16 protein-coding genes are annotated in these 18,398 nt (G+C 71.7%); 5 read left to right on the top strand and 11 right to left on the bottom strand.

The features are described from left to right. Positions 1-26 precede the first annotated feature (26 nt). Positions 27-1,571: a DUF6519 domain-containing protein gene (locus ACZ6I3_RS12425; RefSeq protein WP_469414034.1), complete on the top strand. Its 1,545-nt coding sequence runs from the start codon at positions 27-29 to the stop codon at positions 1,569-1,571. After that, entirely contained in the window at positions 1,571-2,467 is an 897-nt protein-coding gene (locus ACZ6I3_RS12420) for a peptidoglycan-binding protein (RefSeq protein ID WP_469414032.1), read from the top strand. Before ACZ6I3_RS12425 ends, ACZ6I3_RS12420 begins: the two co-directional genes overlap by 1 nt. Before the next feature lie 37 nt (positions 2,468-2,504). Here the strand turns inward: ACZ6I3_RS12420 and ACZ6I3_RS12415 are convergent, their stop codons facing one another. The 6 genes from ACZ6I3_RS12415 to ACZ6I3_RS12390 all read right to left on the bottom strand — a co-directional run bounded on the left by ACZ6I3_RS12415 (position 2,505) and on the right by ACZ6I3_RS12390 (position 8,432). Continuing rightward, positions 2,505-3,755, bottom strand: a complete 1,251-nt coding sequence (locus ACZ6I3_RS12415) for a glucarate dehydratase family protein (protein WP_469414031.1) — start codon at positions 3,753-3,755, stop codon at positions 2,505-2,507. Beyond that, the gene (locus ACZ6I3_RS12410; protein ID WP_469414029.1) at positions 3,752-4,660 is read right to left on the bottom strand and encodes a 5-dehydro-4-deoxyglucarate dehydratase; all 909 of its coding nucleotides are present in this window, start codon (positions 4,658-4,660) and stop codon (positions 3,752-3,754) included. The genes ACZ6I3_RS12415 and ACZ6I3_RS12410 overlap by 4 nt, the downstream gene beginning before the upstream one ends. Positions 4,661-4,688: 28 nt before the next feature. After that, positions 4,689-5,633 carry a carbohydrate ABC transporter permease gene (locus ACZ6I3_RS12405; RefSeq protein WP_469414028.1) on the bottom strand — a complete coding sequence of 315 codons (945 nt, stop codon included), beginning with the start codon at positions 5,631-5,633 and terminating at the stop codon, positions 4,689-4,691. Beyond that, on the bottom strand, positions 5,630-6,541 hold the full coding sequence (locus ACZ6I3_RS12400; protein ID WP_469414027.1) for a carbohydrate ABC transporter permease: 912 nt from the start codon (positions 6,539-6,541) through the stop codon (positions 5,630-5,632). The genes ACZ6I3_RS12405 and ACZ6I3_RS12400 overlap by 4 nt, the downstream gene beginning before the upstream one ends. Beyond that, the gene (locus tag ACZ6I3_RS12395; protein ID WP_469414025.1) at positions 6,538-7,866 is read right to left on the bottom strand and encodes an ABC transporter substrate-binding protein; all 1,329 of its coding nucleotides are present in this window, start codon (positions 7,864-7,866) and stop codon (positions 6,538-6,540) included. Before ACZ6I3_RS12395 ends, ACZ6I3_RS12400 begins: the two co-directional genes overlap by 4 nt. 182 nt (positions 7,867-8,048) lie before the next feature. Continuing rightward, positions 8,049-8,432 carry a DUF5997 family protein gene (locus tag ACZ6I3_RS12390; protein ID WP_469414023.1) on the bottom strand — a complete coding sequence of 128 codons (384 nt, stop codon included), beginning with the start codon at positions 8,430-8,432 and terminating at the stop codon, positions 8,049-8,051. A 58-nt stretch (positions 8,433-8,490) separates the two neighbouring features. Here ACZ6I3_RS12390 and ACZ6I3_RS12385 point away from each other — a divergent pair, with 58 nt between their 5' ends. Continuing rightward, entirely contained in the window at positions 8,491-9,279 is a 789-nt protein-coding gene (locus ACZ6I3_RS12385; protein WP_469414021.1) for a LysR family transcriptional regulator substrate-binding protein, read from the top strand. Between the two features lie 45 nt (positions 9,280-9,324). Here the strand turns inward: ACZ6I3_RS12385 and ACZ6I3_RS12380 are convergent, their stop codons facing one another. The 4 genes from ACZ6I3_RS12380 to ACZ6I3_RS12365 form a co-directional block, all read right to left on the bottom strand. Next, positions 9,325-10,092 (bottom strand): DUF4142 domain-containing protein, encoded by a 768-nt coding sequence (locus ACZ6I3_RS12380; protein ID WP_469414019.1) that lies wholly within the window; start codon positions 10,090-10,092, stop codon positions 9,325-9,327. Positions 10,093-10,243: 151 nt separating this feature from the next. Beyond that, positions 10,244-13,072: a beta-L-arabinofuranosidase domain-containing protein gene (locus ACZ6I3_RS12375; protein WP_469414018.1), complete on the bottom strand. Its 2,829-nt coding sequence runs from the start codon at positions 13,070-13,072 to the stop codon at positions 10,244-10,246. A 136-nt stretch (positions 13,073-13,208) separates the two neighbouring features. Beyond that, the gene (locus ACZ6I3_RS12370; RefSeq protein ID WP_469414015.1) at positions 13,209-13,904 is read right to left on the bottom strand and encodes an HAD family hydrolase; all 696 of its coding nucleotides are present in this window, start codon (positions 13,902-13,904) and stop codon (positions 13,209-13,211) included. Positions 13,905-13,948: 44 nt separating this feature from the next. After that, positions 13,949-14,425, bottom strand: a complete 477-nt coding sequence (locus ACZ6I3_RS12365; RefSeq protein WP_469414014.1) for an Lrp/AsnC family transcriptional regulator — start codon at positions 14,423-14,425, stop codon at positions 13,949-13,951. A gap of 197 nt (positions 14,426-14,622) precedes the next feature. On the opposite strand from ACZ6I3_RS12365, the gene ACZ6I3_RS12360 reads away from it, so the two are divergent. Both ACZ6I3_RS12360 and ACZ6I3_RS12355 read left to right on the top strand, forming a co-directional pair. Next, positions 14,623-16,113 (top strand): FUSC family protein, encoded by a 1,491-nt coding sequence (locus ACZ6I3_RS12360; protein ID WP_469414093.1) that lies wholly within the window; start codon positions 14,623-14,625, stop codon positions 16,111-16,113. A 116-nt stretch (positions 16,114-16,229) separates the two neighbouring features. Further along, the gene (locus ACZ6I3_RS12355; protein ID WP_469414012.1) at positions 16,230-17,258 is read left to right on the top strand and encodes a lactonase family protein; all 1,029 of its coding nucleotides are present in this window, start codon (positions 16,230-16,232) and stop codon (positions 17,256-17,258) included. 96 nt (positions 17,259-17,354) lie between these two features. Here the strand turns inward: ACZ6I3_RS12355 and ACZ6I3_RS12350 are convergent, their stop codons facing one another. After that, on the bottom strand, positions 17,355-18,278 hold the full coding sequence (locus ACZ6I3_RS12350; protein ID WP_468189070.1) for a sirohydrochlorin chelatase: 924 nt from the start codon (positions 18,276-18,278) through the stop codon (positions 17,355-17,357). Positions 18,279-18,398: the final 120 nt, after the last annotated feature.

The following is an 18,398-nucleotide window of genomic DNA, read 5'->3' as shown; positions in this document are numbered from 1 at the left end:
ACTTCTGAAACAGGGGAGCACCCTTCATGCACGCAGACCTCTCCCGCTCCACGTTCCGGCCGGAGCGGCACTACTCGGCGGTCGTCGCCCAGCAGGGCCGCGTCCAGCTCGACGCCGACCTCAACGAGCAGACCGCGATCCAGCTCCACCAGGCCCGGGGCCTCGCCGCCGACCTGATCGGACCGCACGGCGGGCCGCGCGACGCCGCCGGCTTCCGCATCGAGTACGTGGGCGGCAAGCACGAGATCGACACCCTCGTCGTCCACGGCGGCCGCTACTACGTCGACGGCATCCTGTGCGACGCCGACCGCCCGGCGGCCGGGGTGCCCGTCACCGACGAGGACGGCGATGAGTCCGCGCCGGAGCCGCCCGCGCAGTGGACCTACTGGGACCAGCCCGACGCCTTCCGCGACCCGGAGAAGCCCGGCGACCGGCTGCCCTCGCCCGCCCAGACCCCGTTCCTCGTCTACCTGAACGTGTGGGAGCGCTCGGTCAACGCCGCCGAGGACCCCGCGCTGCGCGAGGTCGCCCTCGGCGCCGCCATGCCCGACACCGCCGCCCGCCTCAAGGTCGTCTGGCAGGTACTGCCGCTGTCCCTCACCCAGCTGGAGATCGAGGAGACCGACCCGTCCAAGGAGGTCGTCCGGGCCGCGTTCACCCGCTGGGCGCAGCGCCGGTCGGCCGTCTCGGCCCGGCTCGCCGCCCGCAGCGAGCGGCCCGGCCACGCGGACGAGGAGCCGTGCCTGGTCAAGCCGGACGCCCGCTACCGGGGCCCGGAGAACCAGCTGTACCGGGTGGAGGTCCACGCCGGCGGCGAGGCGAAGGACGCCACCTTCAAGTGGTCCCGGGAGAACGGCTCCGTCGTCTTCCCCGTCGACGAACTCGACGGCACCTGGGTTCGGCTGGCGTCCCTCGGCCACGACGACAAGCTGGACCTGGACGTCGGCGACCACGTGGAGTTCACCGACACCGCCTACGCCTCCCGCCTGGAGCCCCTGCCGCTGCTGCGCGTCGAGGAACTGGACCTGCCCGGCCGCCGTGTCCGCCTCTCGGCAGAACCGGACCCGGGCGTCGGACGGCTGGCGCACCTGAACCCGTACCTGCGCCGCTGGGACCACCGCGGCGGCCCCAGGCGCAAGGGCCGCAGCACCGATCTGCGCGGCGGCGCGATCCCCGTCACCGAGGGCGAGTGGCTGCCCCTGGAGGACGGCGTCGAGGTGTACTTCGCCAAGGGCGGCGCCTACCGCACCGGCGACCACTGGATCGTGCCCGCCCGCACCGCCACCGGCGGCGTCGAATGGCCGGTCGACCCGGCCCGCCGCCCGCTGCTGCGCGGACCGGCCGGCATCGCCCGGCACTTCGCCCCGCTGGCCCTCGTCAAGGGCGAGGGCAGCGCGGTCGATCTGCGCCTGGCGTTCGGCCCGCTGGCGACCAGCATGCCGGCCGCCGACGAGGCGACCCTCGCCGCGGAGGAACAGGCCCGCCGCGAGGAGCTGGCCGCCGAGGACCCCTCACAGGGGAGGTCCCAGACCACAGCGGAGGCGGAAGCCGCCGTCGAAGGAGACAACTGATGGCCAAGCCGCTCAGCGCGTCGAAGCTGGTGGAGATCCTGCGGGCCGAGGGCGTGACCGTCCACGAGGTCCGCAGCTGGCGCACCCACAACCGCAACAGCAAGGGCCCCTGGGGCCCGGTGAACGGCGTGATGATCCACCACACCGTCACCTCCGGCACCGCCGCCTCCGTCGACATCTGCTACGACGGCCACGCGAGCCTGCCCGGTCCGCTCTGCCACGGCGTCATCGACAAGAAGGGCCATGTGCACCTGGTCGGCAACGGCCGCGCCAACCACGCCGGTCTCGGCGACGGGGACGTCCTGCGCGCCGTGGTCAACGAGTCGAAGCTGCCGGGCGACAACGAGGCCGACACCGACGGCAACCGGCACTTCTACGGCTTCGAGTGCGTCAATCTCGGCAACGGCAAGGACCCCTGGCCCGAGGCGCAGAAGGAGGCCATCGAGAAGGTGTCGGCGGCGATCTGCCGCCACCACGGCTGGTCCGAGCGGTCCGTCATCGGGCACAAGGAGTGGCAGCCGGGCAAGGTGGACCCGCGCGGCTTCACCATGGACGGCATGCGCAAGCGCATCTCCGACCGGCTGAAGGGCGCCGGGGGCAGCACCAAGCCGGACCCGAAGCCCGAGCCCGCGCCCAAGCCGTCCTACGAGCCGTTCCCGGGCGCCGCGTTCTTCCACGTCGGACAGCGCTCCCCGATCATCACGGCGATGGGCCGCCGCCTGGTCGCCGAGGGCTGCAGCCGCTACGAGGAGGGGCCGAGCCCCGACTGGTCCGAGGCCGACCGCCGGTCCTACGCGCTCTGGCAGCAGAAGCAGGGCTTCTCCGGACGGGACGCCGACGGCATCCCCGGCAAGCACACCTGGGACCGGCTGAAGGTGCCCCGGTCCGGGAAGTGAGAGCGTGCGCCCCTCCTCGGGGAGGGGCGCACGGGTGTCACCAGCGGGGGAGCAGCCGCTCGTACTCCGGCTGGAAGCGCCGCATATAGCCGGTGTCGTCCCGGCTGCGCATCCCGGACTCGACGTACCGCCGGTGCAGCCGGTCGAGCTGGTCGTGGTCGAGTTCCACACCGAGCCCCGGACCGGTGGGCACCTTGACCTCCCCGTCGCGCAGTTCCAGCACGCCCGGCACGATCACGTCGTCCGCCGAGTTCCACGGGTAGTGCGTGTCGCAGGAGTGGTCGAGGTTGGGAATGGCCGCGCCGACATGGGTCATCGCGGCGAGGCTGATGCCCAGGTGCGAATTGGAGTGCATCGACAGGGCGAGCCCGAACGCCTCGCAGACGGCGGCCAGTTCACGGGTGCGGCGCAGTCCGCCCCAGTAGTGATGGTCGGTGAGCAGGACCTGGATCGCGTTCTGCTCGACGGCCGGCCTCAGATGCTCCCAGGCGATCACGCACATGTTGGTCGCGAGCGGCATGGGGGAGTCCTTCGCCACCTCCGCCATGCCCTCGATGCCCTTGGCCGGGTCCTCCAGGTACTCCAGGACACCGTCGAGTTCACGGGCGACGTACTTCGACGTCTCCACCGTCCACGCCGTGTTGGGGTCGAGACGCAGCGGCTGCCCGGGGAAGGCCTCCGCGAGCGCCCGCATCGCGGCGATCTCCTCGTCGGGCGGGAAGACGCCGCCCTTGAGCTTGAACGACTTGAAGCCGTAGCGCTCCTGCATCAGCCGGGCCTGCTCCACGATCCCGGCCGGGTCCAGGGCCTCGCCCCAGTCGTCGGTGATGGCCGGGCGGCCGTCGAGGGCGGGGTGCTCGGCCCACTTGTAGAACAGGTACGCGGCGAACGGCACCGCGTCGCGGACCCTGCCGCCGAGCAGGTCGCTGACCGGGCGGTCGAGCAGCTTGCCCTGCGCGTCGAGGCAGGCCACCTCGATCGCCGAGGTGGTCCAGCCGCGCTCGTGCGAGCTGGGCACGGTCGGCAGCAGGGCCGCGTCGATCGCGGCGGCCACGGCCGTGGTGTCGAAGACGTCCATGCCGACGACCGTCCGCGCGGCGATGTGCAGCCGCTCCAGGCGGGCCGTGCCGCCCGGGGACTCGCCGAGGCCCACCGTGCCGTCCTCCAGCACCAGCTGGAGGATGATCCGCAGGGCGAGCGGCTCGTGCACCCCGTTGGAGTTGAGCAGCGGCGGGTCGCCGAACGCGATCGGGGTGATGATCAGCTCGCGGATGCGCGTGGAGGTCATGCGGCGGCCACCTTCAGTCCGTGGTCGAGGAGTTCGGAGAGCCGGGCGAGATGCTCCGGTTCCGGATCGAGCAGCGGCGCCCGTACGCCGCCGACGTCCAGGCCGCGCAAGGTCACTCCGGCCTTGACGAGCGACACCGCGTAGCCGGGGACCTCGTCGCGCAGGGCGACCAGCGGGCCGTAGAACTCGTCGAGGAGCCGGTTGACCAGGGCGTCGTCGTCCTCTGCGAGAGCCCGGTGGAAGGCCAGGGCGATCTCCGGGGCGAACGCGAACACCGCCGAGGAGTACAGCTCGACGCCGACGCCCTTGTAGGCGGGCGCGGTCATCTCGGCGGTGGGCAGGCCGTTGAAGAACTGGAAGTCCTCCGTGCCCGGCACGGCACGCACCGCGCGGACGATGCGGTGCATCCGCTCGATGTCCCCGATTCCGTCCTTGAGTCCGACGACCCCGGGCAGGGCAGCGATCTCGGCGGCGGTCTCGGCGCTCAGCCGGGCGGTGCCCCGCTGGTAGAAGACGACGGGCAGGTCCGAGGCGGCGGTGACCTCCCGGACGTACCGCACGAGACCCTGCTGCGGTGCGCTGACGAGGTAGGGCGGCAGCAGCAGGATGCCGTCGGCACCGGCCCGTTCGACGCGGGCGGCCTGGTCCCGGGCGACCGGGGTGGGGCCGCCGGCCGCCGCGAGGACCGGCACACGTCCGGCCGTGGTCTCGACGGCTACCCGGGTTGCCCGCTCGATCTCCTCGGGCGACAGCGCGTGGAACTCACCGGTGCCGCAGGCGACGAACACACCTCCCGCGCCCGCGGCGACACCGGACTCGATGTGCTGGGCAAGCCGTTCCTCGTCCAGTGAGCCGTCCGCCGTGAACGGCGTGACCGGGAAGAACAGCACTCCGTGGAACTTCATGTCTCCCTCATACGTGGGGGGTGGGTGGTCAGCCCTTCGTGGCCCCGGCGGCGATGCCGGTGACCAGCGAGCGCTGGAGGAGCAGATAGACGACGAGGCTGGGGACGAGGGCGATGACCGCACCGGCCAGCACCACCCCGGAGCCGACCTCGGGGTCGGTGCGCAGAATGGACAGGGCGACGGTGACCGTGTAGTCGGTGGGGTCCTTGGCCGCGATCAGGGGCAGCAGGTACTGGTCCCAGATCATGATGAAGCCGAGCACCCCGGCCACACCGAGCGCGGGCTTGCACAGCGGCAGGACGACCTGCCACAGCATCCGCAGCTCGCCCACGCCGTCGATTCGGGCGGCCTCCTCGATCTCGGTGGGGATGTCCTTCATGAACTCGGTCAGCAGCATCACCGAGAATCCCCATGCGCCGAGCGGCAGGATCACGCCCCAGACGGTGCCCTTGAGGTCGATGCCGACCACGGGAACATGCCCGAGCACCAGCGACAGCGGGATGGCGATGACCTCCTCGGGGAGCATCATCGTCAGCATGAACAGGGTCAGGATCAGGGCCTGTCCACGGAAGCGGTGCCGGGCCAGCGCGTATGCGGCGAGCGTGCAGACGACGAGCTGCAGCAGCAGCCCGCCGCCCGCTATGACGAGCGAGTTGCCGAAGTAGTCCCAGATGCCGCGCTCGCCCGCCACCCGGAAGTTCAACAGGGTCGGGTGGTGGGGGAGGAACGACAGGGTGGAGCCGCTGGCCTTCTCGCTGAAGGAACCCGAGAAGATCGTGAGGAACGGCGCCGCGAAGACGCCCAGGGCGAGCACGCAGAGCAGGACGCGCAGCGCCCAGGCGGGGCCCGGCCGGTCGCTCCAGCCGAGGGCGGTGTCGAAGCGGGCGGGGGTGGTGCGCTGCTTCCCGGCGGACTCGCGTGCGGGGGAGGCGGTCACCGGGGTCCGGACGGGGTCGATGGCGGGGGCGCTCATCTCACGTCTCCCCTCTTGCGGAGGTAGTTGACCGTGACGGTGAGCAGCAGCGTCACGCAGAGCAGGATCACGGAGGCGGCCGAGGCGCCGCCGATGTCGTTACGGGTGAAGCCGAGGGTGTAGGCGCGGGTCATCCACACATCGGTGGACCCGGCCGGGCCGCCGCCGGTGAGGACGTACACCTCGGTGAACACGCGCAGCCCGCGGATGGCGGCGAGGGTGAGGACGATACCGAGGGCGGGGCGGATCGCGGGCAGCGTGATGTGCCGCAGCCGCTGCCACAGCGAGACGCCGTCCATCGCGGCGGCCTCGTACAACGAGCGGTCCACGCCCGCCAGCCCGGCGAGGATGATCACCATGTTGTACGGGGCGAGCATCCAGACGCCCATGGCCATCGTGGCCCACAGCGCCGTGTTCGGGTTGTCCAGGTAGGGCACGGGCCCCAGACCGAGGAGCCCGAGACCGCTGTTGATGAGGCCGTCTGAGGTCGGGTAGTACATCAGCCGCCACAGCTCGCCGACCACGGCGGTGGCGGTGACGACGGGCAGGAACACGGCCGTGCGGATGAGCTTCAGCGACCGGGCCTGCCCCTCCAGCAGCAGCGCCAGCGCGAAGCCGGCGACGATGCCGCCGAGGGACATCCCGATGCCCAGGAGCAGGGTGTGGCCGATGGCGTCCTGGAAGCGGTGGTCGGTCAGGACGCGGGTGTAGTTGTCGAGGCCGACCCACTTGTCACCGAGGAAGGGCCGTACGTCGAAGAAGCTCAGCCAGACGCCCTTGCCCATGGGCAGGAACTTGAAGACGAGGGCGAGCAGCAGGCCCGGGGCGAGGAACAGCCAGGGCAGTACGGCCTTCTTGCCGAGGATCCGGGCTCTGCGCGGCCCGGGAGTCGTCACGGTCGCGGTCATTTCAACAGGTCCTGGTCCTTGAGGTCACCGGCGAGGGTGTCGTTGAGTTCCTTCAGGCCGGAGCGGACGTCGCTGCCGCAGTACGTGAAGATCGCGTTGAGCGCGTCGGCGGTGTCCTGCTTGACCGGAGCGAAGTCGGGCGCGTTGGGGAACTGCACGGAGGCCGTCTCGTAGGCCTTCTGCACCACGCTCCAGCGGGGGTCCTCGCGCACCTTCGCCGCGTCGAGCGTGGAGTTGACGGGGATGCGCACGACGGGCTGGTGGTCGCCGGTCATGGCGAGTTCCTGGCCCTCGGGGGAGACGAGGAACGCGGCGAGTGCCTGCTCCTGTTTCGCCTTCCCGGTCTTCGCGCCGAAGTAGATGTTCTCTCCGTCGGCCAGCACGTCGTTGTTCCCGGCCGGGCCGGTGGGCGCGGGCAGGACCTCGTACTTGCCCTTGCCGAGCGCCTGGTCGAACGTGGAGATGTTGTACGGACCGGTGAGGTACATCCCGGCGTTGCCGTCCTGGAAGTTGGTGGTGTTCGCGGTGACGGAGGTCAGGGCGCTGGGCTGGATGACACCGCTGTCGCCGCAGAAGAGGTTCTTCTTCATCCAGGTGACGGTGCGCAGGGCCGCCGCCGAGTCCATGGCGGGCCGGTAGCCCGACCCCTCCTTCTGGAGGATCTGCACGCCGCCCTGCCACAGCCAGCTCGAACCCCACCAGGCGACATAGCCGTTCTGCGCGCTGCCCGGGACCACCATGCCGTACGTGTTCTTCTTGCCGTCCCCGTCCGGGTCGCGGGTCGCGAAGGCCTTGGCGAGGGCGAGGGTGTCCTGCCAGGTCTTCGGCTGCGGCAGGCCCAGCTTCTCGCGCCAGTCCTTGCGGACGAACAGGGTCATGGCCTGACGGGAGTACGGGATGCCGTAGTGCCTGCCGTCGCGGCCCACCGTGGACGACCAGGACTTGGCGGTGATCTCGTCATGTCCGGCGATCGAGTCCGGGGTGATGGGCTTGAGCAGGCCCTGGGCCTGGTAGCTGCCCATCAGGGCCGTGTCGTTGATCATGACGTCCGGAAGGTCCTTGGTGGACGCGCGGCTCTGCAACTGCTGGTCGAAGTTCATGACCGGCTGGTAGTCGATCTTGATGCCGGTCTTCTTGGTGAAGGCGGCGAAGACCCTCTGGTAGGTCTGGGCGGACTCCGGATCGCTCCGGGTCCACACCTCCAGCGTGTTCGGATCACCGGCCCGGGCGCTGCCGGAGCCGGAGCCGCAGGCGGCCGTTCCGAACAGGAGTCCTGAGACGGCGAGCGCGGCGGCCAGGCGGTGACTTCGCAGGCGATCCCGCATGGTGGTTGCTCCGTTCATATTCGTGAACGCGCTTCACGAATCTAAATGATCGGCCAAGCTACGGATCGTCTCCTCGCCATGTCAAGACATGGCCGAAAACTTTGACGACATCCAGGAGCAACAGCGACGGCCCCCACCGGATGATCCGGTGGGGGCCGTTCCGAAAGGGAGGGCGCCGGGTGTCAGGCCTGGCGCTCGGCGTTCTTCTTCTTGATGCGGGCGGCTTCCTTGCGGACATCCGCCTGGGTGGCGCGCTCCCGCTCCAGCCACTCGGGGCCTTCCTGCTTCAGTGTCTCGATCTGCTCGGTGGTGAGGGGCTCGGTGACACCGGCGCGGGCGAGCCCCGCGATGGAGACCCCGAGCTTCGCCGCGACCACCGGGCGGGGGTGCGGGCCGTTGTGCCGCAGGTCCTGCAGCCACTGCGGCGGGTTCGCCTGGAGCTCGTTCAGCTCGGCGCGCGAGACGACACCCTCCTGGAACTCGGCGGGTGTGGCCTCGAGGTACACACCCAGCTTCTTCGCCGCGGTGGCGGGCTTCATCGTCTGGGTGCTCTGGTGCGACGTCATGGCATCAAGCGTATCGAGCGTGTGCACGACCCCTGACCACGCCCGGTAACCTGGCCCGGTGACAGGCTCGGATGTTTCTCCCTCGTTCCGGCTCGCATACGTTCCCGGGGTGATGCCCGGCAAGTGGGTGCGTATCTGGAACGAGCGGCACCCCGATGTCCCGCTGGACCTGACGCAGGTGGCCGCCGGGGCGGTGGCCGAGCGGCTGCTGGGCGGGGACGCCGACGCGGGCCTCGTCCGGCTGCCCGTGGACCGGACGGTCTTCAGCGCGATCCCCCTGTACACCGAGCAGACGGTCGTCGTGGTGCCCAAGGACCACCTGGTCACGGCGGTCGACGAGGTGTCCCCGGAGGACCTGGCCGACGACATCGTGCTGCACCCTCTCGACGACGTCCTCGACTGGGACGGCCTCCCCGGACAGCCCGCCGTCGAACGCCCCGCCACCACGGCCGACGCCGTCGAACTGGTCGCGGCCGGGATCGGCGTCCTCGTCGTGCCCCTGTCGCTCGCCCGCCTCCACCACCGCAAGGACCTCACGCACCGCCCCCTCAAGGACGCCCCCGAGTCGAGCGTGGCACTGGCCTGGCCCCAGGACGCGACGACGGACCGGGTCGAGGACTTCATCGGCATCGTCCGCGGCCGCACGGTCAACAGCACCCGGGGCCGCAAGCAGCCGGACGAGTCCGCGGCGTCCGACCGGGGCGGAGCCCGGCGTAAACCGGTGTCCGGGAAGCCGGTGTCCGGGAAGTCGACGGCAGGGCGGTCCGCGGGCGGGAAGCGCACCGGCAAGGGCGGGCGCGGCGCGCCCAAGAGCGACGGGCGCGGCAAGCCCCGCCGCCGTTCCTAGTCCAGGGGCCCGCCGCGGGAGCGCGGACCCCGGACCGGCGTCGGCTCAGCCGGCCGACGGAGACGGAGACGGCTGCGCCCCGTAGGACGGGTTGGGAGCGACCGTCTGCAGATCCTTCAGGTTCTCGGGGACCGGCAGCACCCGGACCGGCGCGCCCTGCTGCGGCGGCGGCGGTGTCGTCTGCTCCTGGGGCAGCTTGGGCGGGGAGGTGATCTGGAAGCTGACCTGCTCCTGGTTGATCAGCCCGGTCTTCTCCAGGACTGTGATGTGGTCGAGCACGGTGTCGTTGGTCGTGTCGGCGAGCTCCCGCACCATGCTGTTCCGGGTGGTCGCCCGGATCTTGGCGATCGTCGGGAAGATGCCCCCGTGCGCGATGCGCATGAGGGTCACGGCCGTGGACTCGAACTCCCTGCCGGTGCTTCCTTCCGCCGTCGCCACGAAGTTCTGCTGCTGCGGCGAGGCCTCGTTCGGCAGGGTGATGCCCAGGTCCGTGGAGATCTTGCGGCAGCCCGCGTCGAGCCTGCCGTGCCCCACGAGAAGGTGCTCCGCGACCTCCTTCATCTCCGGCGACGTGCTCCGCTCCATGATCAGCTGACCCAGCGGGTGCTCCCACAGCCCGGCAGCACGCACCTTCACCACGAAGTCGCGGTCCGCCTCGGTCAGCGGGCCCCACTGGGTGTTGGCGATGATGCGGTCCTGGCCGGAAGCCGCGTTCTCCACACCCAGCATGCTGGGGTAGGCGAGCGCGGTGAGCGTCAGGATCATCGCACCGCCCACGAACGCGGTTCCTGCCGTGCTGCGCGAGATGCGCATCGTGCCTCCTGGGGTATGAACGGCCCAACACCGAGAAGTACGGACGCAGGACGCGAAACAATCACCCCTGCCGCAAAAAAGTTCCGGATGTGACGGGGCCCGGTGCCGGAACCGCACAGCACCGGGCCCACCCGAACGTCGCTCCGTCTCCTCAGGCTTCGTACGAGGCCGCTCCCGCCGTGCTCACGACCTTGTCCCCGTCGGCCCTGCTCAGCAGTCCGGCCGTCACCCACGCGTCCACCGTGGACCGTACCCGCGTCACCAGCGCCCCCTTGTTCCGGAAGGGTGCCCCGGCCCAGACCTCGTCCAGCAGGGTGGTGCCGTCGGCCTTGGCGGGGTTCGCGACGCCCGAGTCCCGGCCGCCGAAGACGACCTTCGGCTCCACGCGCCGGAAGTAGGCGTGGGTCGGGTCCTCCGTCCCCTCGGCGAACGGCGCCCACTCGGTCCCGTCCAGCGTGAAGTGGAGCGGCTTGCCCGGCACCGGTGTGAGAGAGGCGGTCAGGTCGCCGGACAGCCCGGCGTCGCGGTACAGCCCGACCTTCAGGAACTCCGTCGCGGAGGCGCGGGCGACCAGGTTGACCGGGCCGTGGAACAGAGTCTGCAGGGACGGGTCGTCGAGGGCCTTCTCCACCCGCGTCCGGAACGGCAGGGTGACCCGGACGGTGTCTCCGGCCCGCCAGGTCCGGGACACGGCGAAGTAGCTCCCCGGCGCCGGAGTGCCCGGCACCGCACGCCCGTTGACGGTCACCCGGAACCCGGCCCTCGCCCAGGACGGCACGCGCAGCCGCAGCGTGAAGGCGGCGCGGGCGCCGCCGAAGGTGAGGGTGCTGCCCTGCTCCCTGGGGTATCCGGTGGTCTGCGTGACCGTCACGCCCTTCTCGGCCCAGGTCAGCGTGGACGGGCTGTACAGGTTGACGTACAGGGCGCTGCCGTCGGACTGCGCGAAGTACACCGAGTCCTGGTACTTCGTGGCGCTCTCCATGCCGGTGCCCTCGCAGCAGGTCGTGCCCTGCTTGGGGGTGTAGTCCCGGACATGACCGGGCGTCAGCCCGATGAAGTACGTGACGAGCGGCTTCTCCGCGTCCGGCTTGTCCTGCTTGGAACCGAGCACCTGGTTGTACAGGGCCCGTTCGTAGTAGTCCATGTATTTCGGGTCCTGCGCGTGGAAGAACAGGGTCCGGCTCAGTTTGAGCATGTTGTACGCGCAGCAGGTCTCGGCGGTGGTCGCGCCCAGGGTGCCCGCGATCACGTCCCGGGCCTTCCAGAACTCCGCGGTGCTGGTGCCGCCGATGCCGTACATCCGGTGCGGGACGACCATGTCCCAGAAGTTCTTCGCCGAGGTGAGGTAGCGCTCCTCGCCGGTCTCGTCGTACAGCCGCACGTACCCGGTGAAGATCGGGATGTGCTGGTTGGCGTGCAGCCCGTCGAGGATGTCGGTGTTCGCGGCGCACGCGTCGATCAGCCGGTCCAGGTCGAACAGCTGGGCCAGCGCGAGGTGTTCGGCCTTGCCGGTGATCGTGTGCAGATCGCAGACCGCCTCGACGATGCCGCCGAACTCGCCGCTGGAGAAGATCCCCCACATCCGCTGGAGCGTGGCCTCCGGCAGCTTGGACAGCCGGGAGTACATCCAGTCGCACATGCCGGACGCGAGGTCCAGGGCCCGGTCGTCGTCCGTGGCGGTGTACGCGTCGAGCAGACCTCTGAGGATCTTGTGCGCGGTGTAGTACGGCGCCCACACCTTCGTGTAGTCGGGAGAGGTCCTCGACTCCAGGTCGATGAACTGCGTCTCCGGGTACGCCGCGAGGAACCCGGGGTGGCTCGGTGCGCCCCAGGTGCGGCGCAGGGTGGCGGCCAGTCCGCGTCCGGAGGCGTCCGCGAAGGTCCCGCCGGCCGTCTCGTCGAAGGCGTACGACGCCAGGTCGCCCCGGCCCGTCGAGGCGTCGGCGGCCCGGCGGCCCTGCAACTCGGTGATCTCGGCGGCCGTCAGCGCCCGCGAGAAGACGTTGAACTCCTCGAAGGCGCCCGCGAAGACGGGGTCGGCGGAGTAGTTCGAGCGGCCGAGCCAGTTGTTCCTCAGCGTGCCGAGCGCCGCCGGGGTGAGGCTCATCGCGGTGTTCCGGGCGACGGCGGTGCCGTTGACGTAGAGGGTGCCGGTGCCGCCTGCGATCGTCACCGCCAGATGGCTCCACCGGTTCAGCGGCAGCGGGGCCGTGCCGTCGAGGGCCTGCTCGCCGCCCGCTCCTGACGTGGTGACGGCGAAGCGCGGCACGCCGGTCTGGTTGCGGGCGGCCAGGTACAGGTAACGCGTGGTGTCGTTACCGAAGTCGAAGACACGGGTCCAGTCGGCGTCGTGCGTGGGCCGTACCCAGACGGAGAGGGTGACGGCCGAGGTCCCGCCGAGCACGGCGGCGGGCAGATCCACGTACTGGTAGGAGCCCCGTACCTGGTCCGTGGCGGTCCCGAACCTCCCGGCGACGCTCAGCACCGCCGGCTCGCGACGCAGCGCCGCCCGCACCTCGGTCAGCGCCCCGACCATGGTGCCGATCCGGTCGGCGAACACCTGCTCCTTCGTGCTCCGGTACGCCTGCGCCAGCATGGTCAGGAAGTGGCCGGTGTAGTGCCCGCGCAGATTGCCGTTGGCCTCGCCGTCCAGGCCCTCCCAGCCGCCGGGGGCGACAGCGCCGCCCGTGGCGAGACCGGCGTTGGCGCGGAACACCTGGAGCAGCCGGTTCACGTCGTAGCCGCGGGCGTGGTCCAGCATCAGCTTCCGCTTGTCGGCGAAGACACCCCGGCCGAGGCTGACGTCCTCCAACCCGAAGGGCCGCACGGTCCAGGCGGCCGGGATGTCGGCGCTGGTCGCGGGGGCGGTGGTCGCGGGGGCCGCGACGGCCCCGCCTGTCGCCGCCTCGGAGAGCGCGGGTACGGCGGCGGCGAGGGTCGCCGCCTGGAGAAGGGATCGTCTGGAGAGGGGCCGTGCCATGTGTGCTCCTCCACGGGGCCAACGGGTCCACGGACTCGACGCGTTCAATGCATTCGATATATCGAACGACGTGCGAGTGATCGACCAGACCCTAAGGAGGGGACGGGGGAGCGTCAACGGGTCGGGAGAGGTGAGTTCAGGAAGGGCCTGCCGAGCCAGTCAGCCAGTCGAACGCCGTCTGTGCCGTGAACTCCTCCTGGCCGCCCCGCAGGAGCAGTCCGGCGGTGGCGAACTCCGGGGCGTCCGCCTGCGCCGGGACGTACGGGATCGCGATGCACCGCATCCCCGCCGCGTGCGCGGCGGCGGCGCCGGGAGCGGCGTCCTCCAGCACCACGCAGCCGGCCGGGTCCGTCCCGAGCCGGCGGGCCGCCTCCAGGAAGACGTCGGGAGCGGGCTTGCCGTGCGCGACCTCGTCCGCCGAGACGACGGTCCGCAGGCTGGCGTCCAGGCCCGTGCCGCTCAGGACCGCCTCGATGGCCTCGGGCGAGGACCCCGAGGCCACCGCCATGGGCACGTCCTCGGCCGCCAGCAGCTCGACGAACCTGCGCATCTCGGGGTAGGCGCGCGTGGAACCGCGGGCGAGCTCGAGATAGCGGCGGTTCTTGACGGTGAACAGCTCCTCCACGGAGGCCCGCAGACCGTACCGCTCCCGCCAGTCCGCGACCGTCTCCTGCGTGCTGATGCCCACGTACCGCTCGTGGTCCGCCCAGCTGAAGTCGGGGACACCGTGCTCGGCGAGGGTCTGCCGGCCCGCCTCGTAGTAGTTGGGCTCGCTGTCCACGAGCGTTCCGTCGAGATCGAAGATGACCGATATGCCGGCGAGATTGCTCATGGTGTCAGCATGTCAAAGGCCATGATCCAGTGGCTCTGAGGGGGTCAGGACCGGGCCGTGCGACCGATCGACTCCACCAGCGGCAGCAGCCGGTGGGAGACGCGCTCCCGCAGGGCGATCTCCGTGCGGGTGCGGACGACCCCGGGCAGGCTGATCAGCTTCTGCACGACGTCCTCCAGATGCGCGTTGTCCCGCGCCACGACCCGGGTCAGCAGATCCCCGCCGCCCGTGATGGAGAACGCCTCGACGATCTCCGGCACCGCCGCCAGCGCGTCGCCCACCTCGTCGAGATGGCCCTGGGTGACCTCGATGTGCACGAACGCGAGCACCGGATGGCCGAGCGCGGCAGGGGAGAGGTCCGGCGCCGTGCCGGTGATCACGCCGTCGCGCTCCAGACGGTCGAGCCGGGCCTGGAGCGTGCCCCGCGCCACGCCGAGGATACGGGCGTACTCGCGCACGCTCGTGCGCGGCTGCTCCAGCAGCAGCCGCAGGATGCGGGTGTCGAGCTCGTCCACGGGCATGCCGCGCCCTCCTCGTCCGTTGGCTCTGCGGCGGCCGTCCTCCGGCCGCTGCGGCTGTGCCAATGGCCCAGTCTAGAAGGAGCCGGTTGAGCCAGTGGCGTCCGGGGTGGTCATATGGACGCGTCGATGGCGCTGCGGACCCCGCGGCGCCTTTTTCATGCTTGCTCATGCCTGGCGTGCGAAGGGGGCGGTAAGTGGTGCTGAAGAGGGTGTTCATGGCTCCGGATCCGGGGCGGACGCGGTTGCGGTTCGCCACGCGTGCCGTGCTGGGCATCGCGGGCGCGGTCGCCCTCTGTGGCCTCGCCGGACACTCCCTCACGGGGGCCGTCACCGGCGGTCTGGCCGCACTGCTCGCCCTGTTCACCGTCACCGACGCCACGGTCCGCGGCCAAGCCGTCACCACCGCGCTGCTGCCCGTCGTCGGACTGCCCGTGCTCACCGCCGCGGCCGGACTGCACGACCACCCGGTGGCCCGTGACCTCACCTTCCTCGCCGTGGTCGGCGCGGGCGTGTACGCCCGCCGCTGGGGCCCGCGCGGGCACAGCCTCGGTGTCTTCGCCTTCATGACCTTCTTCGTGGCGCAGTTCCTGCACGCCACCGGCGACCAGCTGCCCGAGCTGTACGCCGCGGTCCTGCTGTCCGTCCTCGCCGCCGCCGTGGTGCGCTTCGGGCTGTGGTGCTACGAGCGCCGCCTGCCCCCGCCCGCCGTGCCCGCCCCGCCGGGCGGCACCGGACTGGCCCGGGTGACCACCCGCCAGGCGGTCCAGGCCACCGCCGGAGCGGGCTTCGCCCTCGTCGTGGGCCAGCTGGTGTCCGGCCAGCGCTGGTACTGGGCCGTCGGCGCCACCTGGTGGATCTTCGTCAACACCACCTCGCGCGGCGAGACCCTGGTCCGGGGCTTCCGGCGGCTGCTCGGCACGGTCATCGGCATCGCCCTCGGGCTGCTCGTCGCCATGCCGGTGCACGGGAGCCCGGAGGCCACGGCCCTGCTCGCCGCCGTCTGCGTCTTCGGCATCTTCTACACGGCCGCCGTGTCGTACACCTGGATGATGCTCTGCGTGACCCTGCTCGCGGGGCTGCTCTACGGCCTGCTCGGCGTGTTGGGCCCCGGCCTGCTCGCCCTGCGGCTCGCCGAGACCGGCGTAGGGGCGCTCGGCGCCGCACTCGCCGTGATCCTCGTCCTGCCCGTCACCACGCACAGCGTCACCGACGCCTGGATCCGGCGGGCCCTGCGCTGCGTCCACGCCTGCACGGTCGAGACGGCCCGGCGGCTGGCGGGCGCCGCGGACGCCGACCCGGCCCCGCGGGTGGCCGAGCTGGAGCAGCTGCTCGCCCGGGTGCGGCTCTCGGTCGCGCCGCTGGTGCACCCGCTGAACCCGATGCTGGGCCGCAAGCGGCGGGCCCGGCACGTGCTCGCCCTCCTCGACGACTGCGCCCGGGAGGTCCGCGGCCTGGTCGCCGTCGCCGCCGACCCGGAGGCCTCCCACGACGCCCGTCTGGCCACCGCCGCCCGGCGCGTGGAGGCCGCGGTCGAGGCGCTCACCGAGGGCGGCGAGGTCCTGGTCCAGACGGACGGGCCGTCCGCGACGGAACCGGTCCTGGCGCACCTGCACGGTCTGGAACGGGCCCTCGCGGAGCTGGCCCGGCCGCTGCGGACGCCGTCGGGCTCCCCGCTGGTCGGCGCCTGACCTCCTGGTCGACGCCCGAGCGGCGAGCCGTCACGCCCCCTTGACCCTTTGGTCTAGACCGCGCATGATCGACCGCGCGGTCATTCCGGACAGCTCAGGGACGAAGGGGCACAGCGATGGCGGACGGCAGCGGGCGGCGGGCGTTCATCGGGTCGTTCACGGCGGCAGGCGGCCCCGGGATCGTCACGGCGGAGATCGATGCCGGCAGCGGCGCGCTGACCTTCCTGAGCAGCGTGAACGCCGTCCCCGACCCGGCCTGGCTCGCCCTCTCGTCCGACGGGGAGACCCTCTACGCGGTCAGTGAGACGGCAGCGGGCGCGGTGGCCGCGTACCGCGTGACCGGGGACAAGCCCGAGCCCGCCGGACCGCCCGTGCCGCTCGACGCCGGCGGGCCGACCCACCTCAGCCTGTACGCCGGACACGTCCTGACCGCCGACTACGGCTCGGGCAGTGTCACCGCCGTCCCCGTCCGCCCCGACGGCACTCTCGCGCGGTCCGCCTCCGGCGCGCTCCGGCACACCGGCGGGGGCCCGCACACCCCGCGCCAGCAGGGGCCGCACGCCCACCAGGTGCAGCCCGACCCGAGCGGGCGCTGGGCCGTCAGCGTCGACCTGGGAACCGACTCGGTGCGGGTGTGCACGCTGATCGACGGCGCCCCGGCCCTGCACCGGGAGACCGCCCTGCGGCCCGGCTCGGGGCCGCGCCACCTGGCCTTCCACCCGGACGGCTCGTACGCGTACGTCGTCAACGAGCTGAGCCCCTCCGTCACCGTCTGCCGCTGGCACGCGGCGGAAGGCGTGCTGACACCGCTGACCGAGACCCCGGTGCTGCCGGGCGCACCGGCGCGCGACGCCTACCCCTCGGGGATCGTCACCTCACCCGACGGCCGCTTCGTATGGACCGCCACCCGCGGCGAGGACGTCCTGTCCGTGTTCGCCGTCGTGGGGGAGGAACTGCACCTGGTCACCACGGTCCCCTGCGGCGGCCACTGGCCACGCGCCCTGACCGCGTCCGACGGCTTCCTGTACGTGGCCAACGAGCGTTCCGGCGACGTGACCTGGTTCGCGACCGACCCGCGCACGGGCATCCCGCGACGAGGGGGCTCGATCAGGGTGACTGCGGCCTCGTGCGTGATCATCGGCTGATGGGGGGGGTGGGGGGCTTGCCCCCCACAAGGGGCGCGGGGAACTGCGCGACAAGCCACAGCGCACCCGCACCCGGCCGACATACCGCCGGTCGCGTCAGCGAACCGGCGTCTGCTGAACCTGCTGCGGCGTGATGCCCAACGCCGTCGTGTACTTCGCCAGCGCCAGCTTCCCGATCGCCGGGTACGGCCCCAGCGACTCCGCCGCGGAGCACCCCGCCTCCTTGGCCGCCTCCTCGACCAGTCCCGGCTCGATCTCCGGGCCGATCAGATACGGCGCGAGGGCCAGCTGCTGCGAGCCCGAGGAGCGGAGCTGCTCGGCGACGGACGCGATGGAGCCCTCCTGGTCCAGGGCCGCCGCCATCACCGGCACCGCCAGGCGCGCGGCCAGCAGCATGCCGGTGATCCCGGCCGCCTGCACGGCCTCGTCACCGCCCACGGAGGCCAGGACGATGCCGTCGGCGGCGGTCGCCACGGTGAACAGCCGGGCACGGTCCGCGCGGGCCAGACCGGCCTCGGAGAGCCGCACGTGCAGCGCCTCGGCGAGCAGCGGGTGCGGGCCGAGGACATCGGTCAGCTCCGCGGCGATGTGGCTCTCCATGACGGCCTGGCGGACCCGGCGCAGCAGCGCGCTGTCCGGGCCGGCGAGCAGCGGCACGACGACGGCGACGGGCCCGTCGGGCTCCCTGACGTCCATGCCGGCGGCACGCGCCTGCTCGAAGCGGGCGGTGCGCTCCTCGGCGGCGTGCGCGAGCACGGCCTGGAGCGTGAAGAACTCCGCGTTGTCCCCTTCGAGGTACCCGATGCGGGCGTCGAGGCCGGGCAGCTCGGAGCGGGCGATGCTCACGACCTCTTCGGCGAGGCTGCGCGTGGCGCTACTGGGCGTGCCCGGCACGGCGAGGACGAGCGCGGGCGCGCCCTCGGGAGCCACCAGCGGCTCGGGGCGGCGGTGCCGTCCCGGCTGGCGGGGTCGCGGCATTCGTACTGGCAGGCCGGACTCGGGTCCAGTGGGGGAACTCATGGCGCCGCATGTTACTGGTTTCCTGGGCTCTCCTGTTCGGGGAGGGTGCAGGTGAGCGGTATACGTCCGGTTTTGTCTGATGAGTTACGTACGGATTGAGTTACGTACGGATCATGCGGG

This window comes from Streptomyces sp. NPDC041940 (genome assembly GCF_055589465.1).
The sequence above is the reverse complement of the archived record's forward strand: the minus strand, read 5'-3'. Positions and strand labels throughout refer to the sequence as shown.

Excerpts from the sequence above, each read along its gene's own strand:
- ACZ6I3_RS12395 (WP_469414025.1), bottom strand. The coding sequence starts at position 7,866 with ATGCGGGATCGCCTGCGAAGTCACCGCCTGGCCGCCGCGCTCGCCGTC.
- ACZ6I3_RS12350 (WP_468189070.1), bottom strand. The coding sequence starts at position 18,278 with ATGAGTTCCCCCACTGGACCCGAGTCCGGCCTGCCAGTACGAATGCCG.
- ACZ6I3_RS12410 (WP_469414029.1), bottom strand. The coding sequence starts at position 4,660 with ATGAAGTTCCACGGAGTGCTGTTCTTCCCGGTCACGCCGTTCACGGCG.
- ACZ6I3_RS12415 (WP_469414031.1), bottom strand. The coding sequence starts at position 3,755 with ATGACCTCCACGCGCATCCGCGAGCTGATCATCACCCCGATCGCGTTC.
- ACZ6I3_RS12405 (WP_469414028.1), bottom strand. The coding sequence starts at position 5,633 with ATGAGCGCCCCCGCCATCGACCCCGTCCGGACCCCGGTGACCGCCTCC.
- ACZ6I3_RS12380 (WP_469414019.1), bottom strand. The coding sequence starts at position 10,092 with ATGCGCATCTCGCGCAGCACGGCAGGAACCGCGTTCGTGGGCGGTGCG.
- ACZ6I3_RS12375 (WP_469414018.1), bottom strand. The coding sequence starts at position 13,072 with ATGGCACGGCCCCTCTCCAGACGATCCCTTCTCCAGGCGGCGACCCTC.
- ACZ6I3_RS12420 (WP_469414032.1), top strand. The coding sequence starts at position 1,571 with ATGGCCAAGCCGCTCAGCGCGTCGAAGCTGGTGGAGATCCTGCGGGCC.
- ACZ6I3_RS12400 (WP_469414027.1), bottom strand. The coding sequence starts at position 6,541 with ATGACCGCGACCGTGACGACTCCCGGGCCGCGCAGAGCCCGGATCCTC.
- ACZ6I3_RS12365 (WP_469414014.1), bottom strand. The coding sequence starts at position 14,425 with ATGCCCGTGGACGAGCTCGACACCCGCATCCTGCGGCTGCTGCTGGAG.
- ACZ6I3_RS12355 (WP_469414012.1), top strand. The coding sequence starts at position 16,230 with ATGGCGGACGGCAGCGGGCGGCGGGCGTTCATCGGGTCGTTCACGGCG.
- ACZ6I3_RS12390 (WP_469414023.1), bottom strand. The coding sequence starts at position 8,432 with ATGACGTCGCACCAGAGCACCCAGACGATGAAGCCCGCCACCGCGGCG.
- ACZ6I3_RS12370 (WP_469414015.1), bottom strand. The coding sequence starts at position 13,904 with ATGAGCAATCTCGCCGGCATATCGGTCATCTTCGATCTCGACGGAACG.
- ACZ6I3_RS12425 (WP_469414034.1), top strand. The coding sequence starts at position 27 with ATGCACGCAGACCTCTCCCGCTCCACGTTCCGGCCGGAGCGGCACTAC.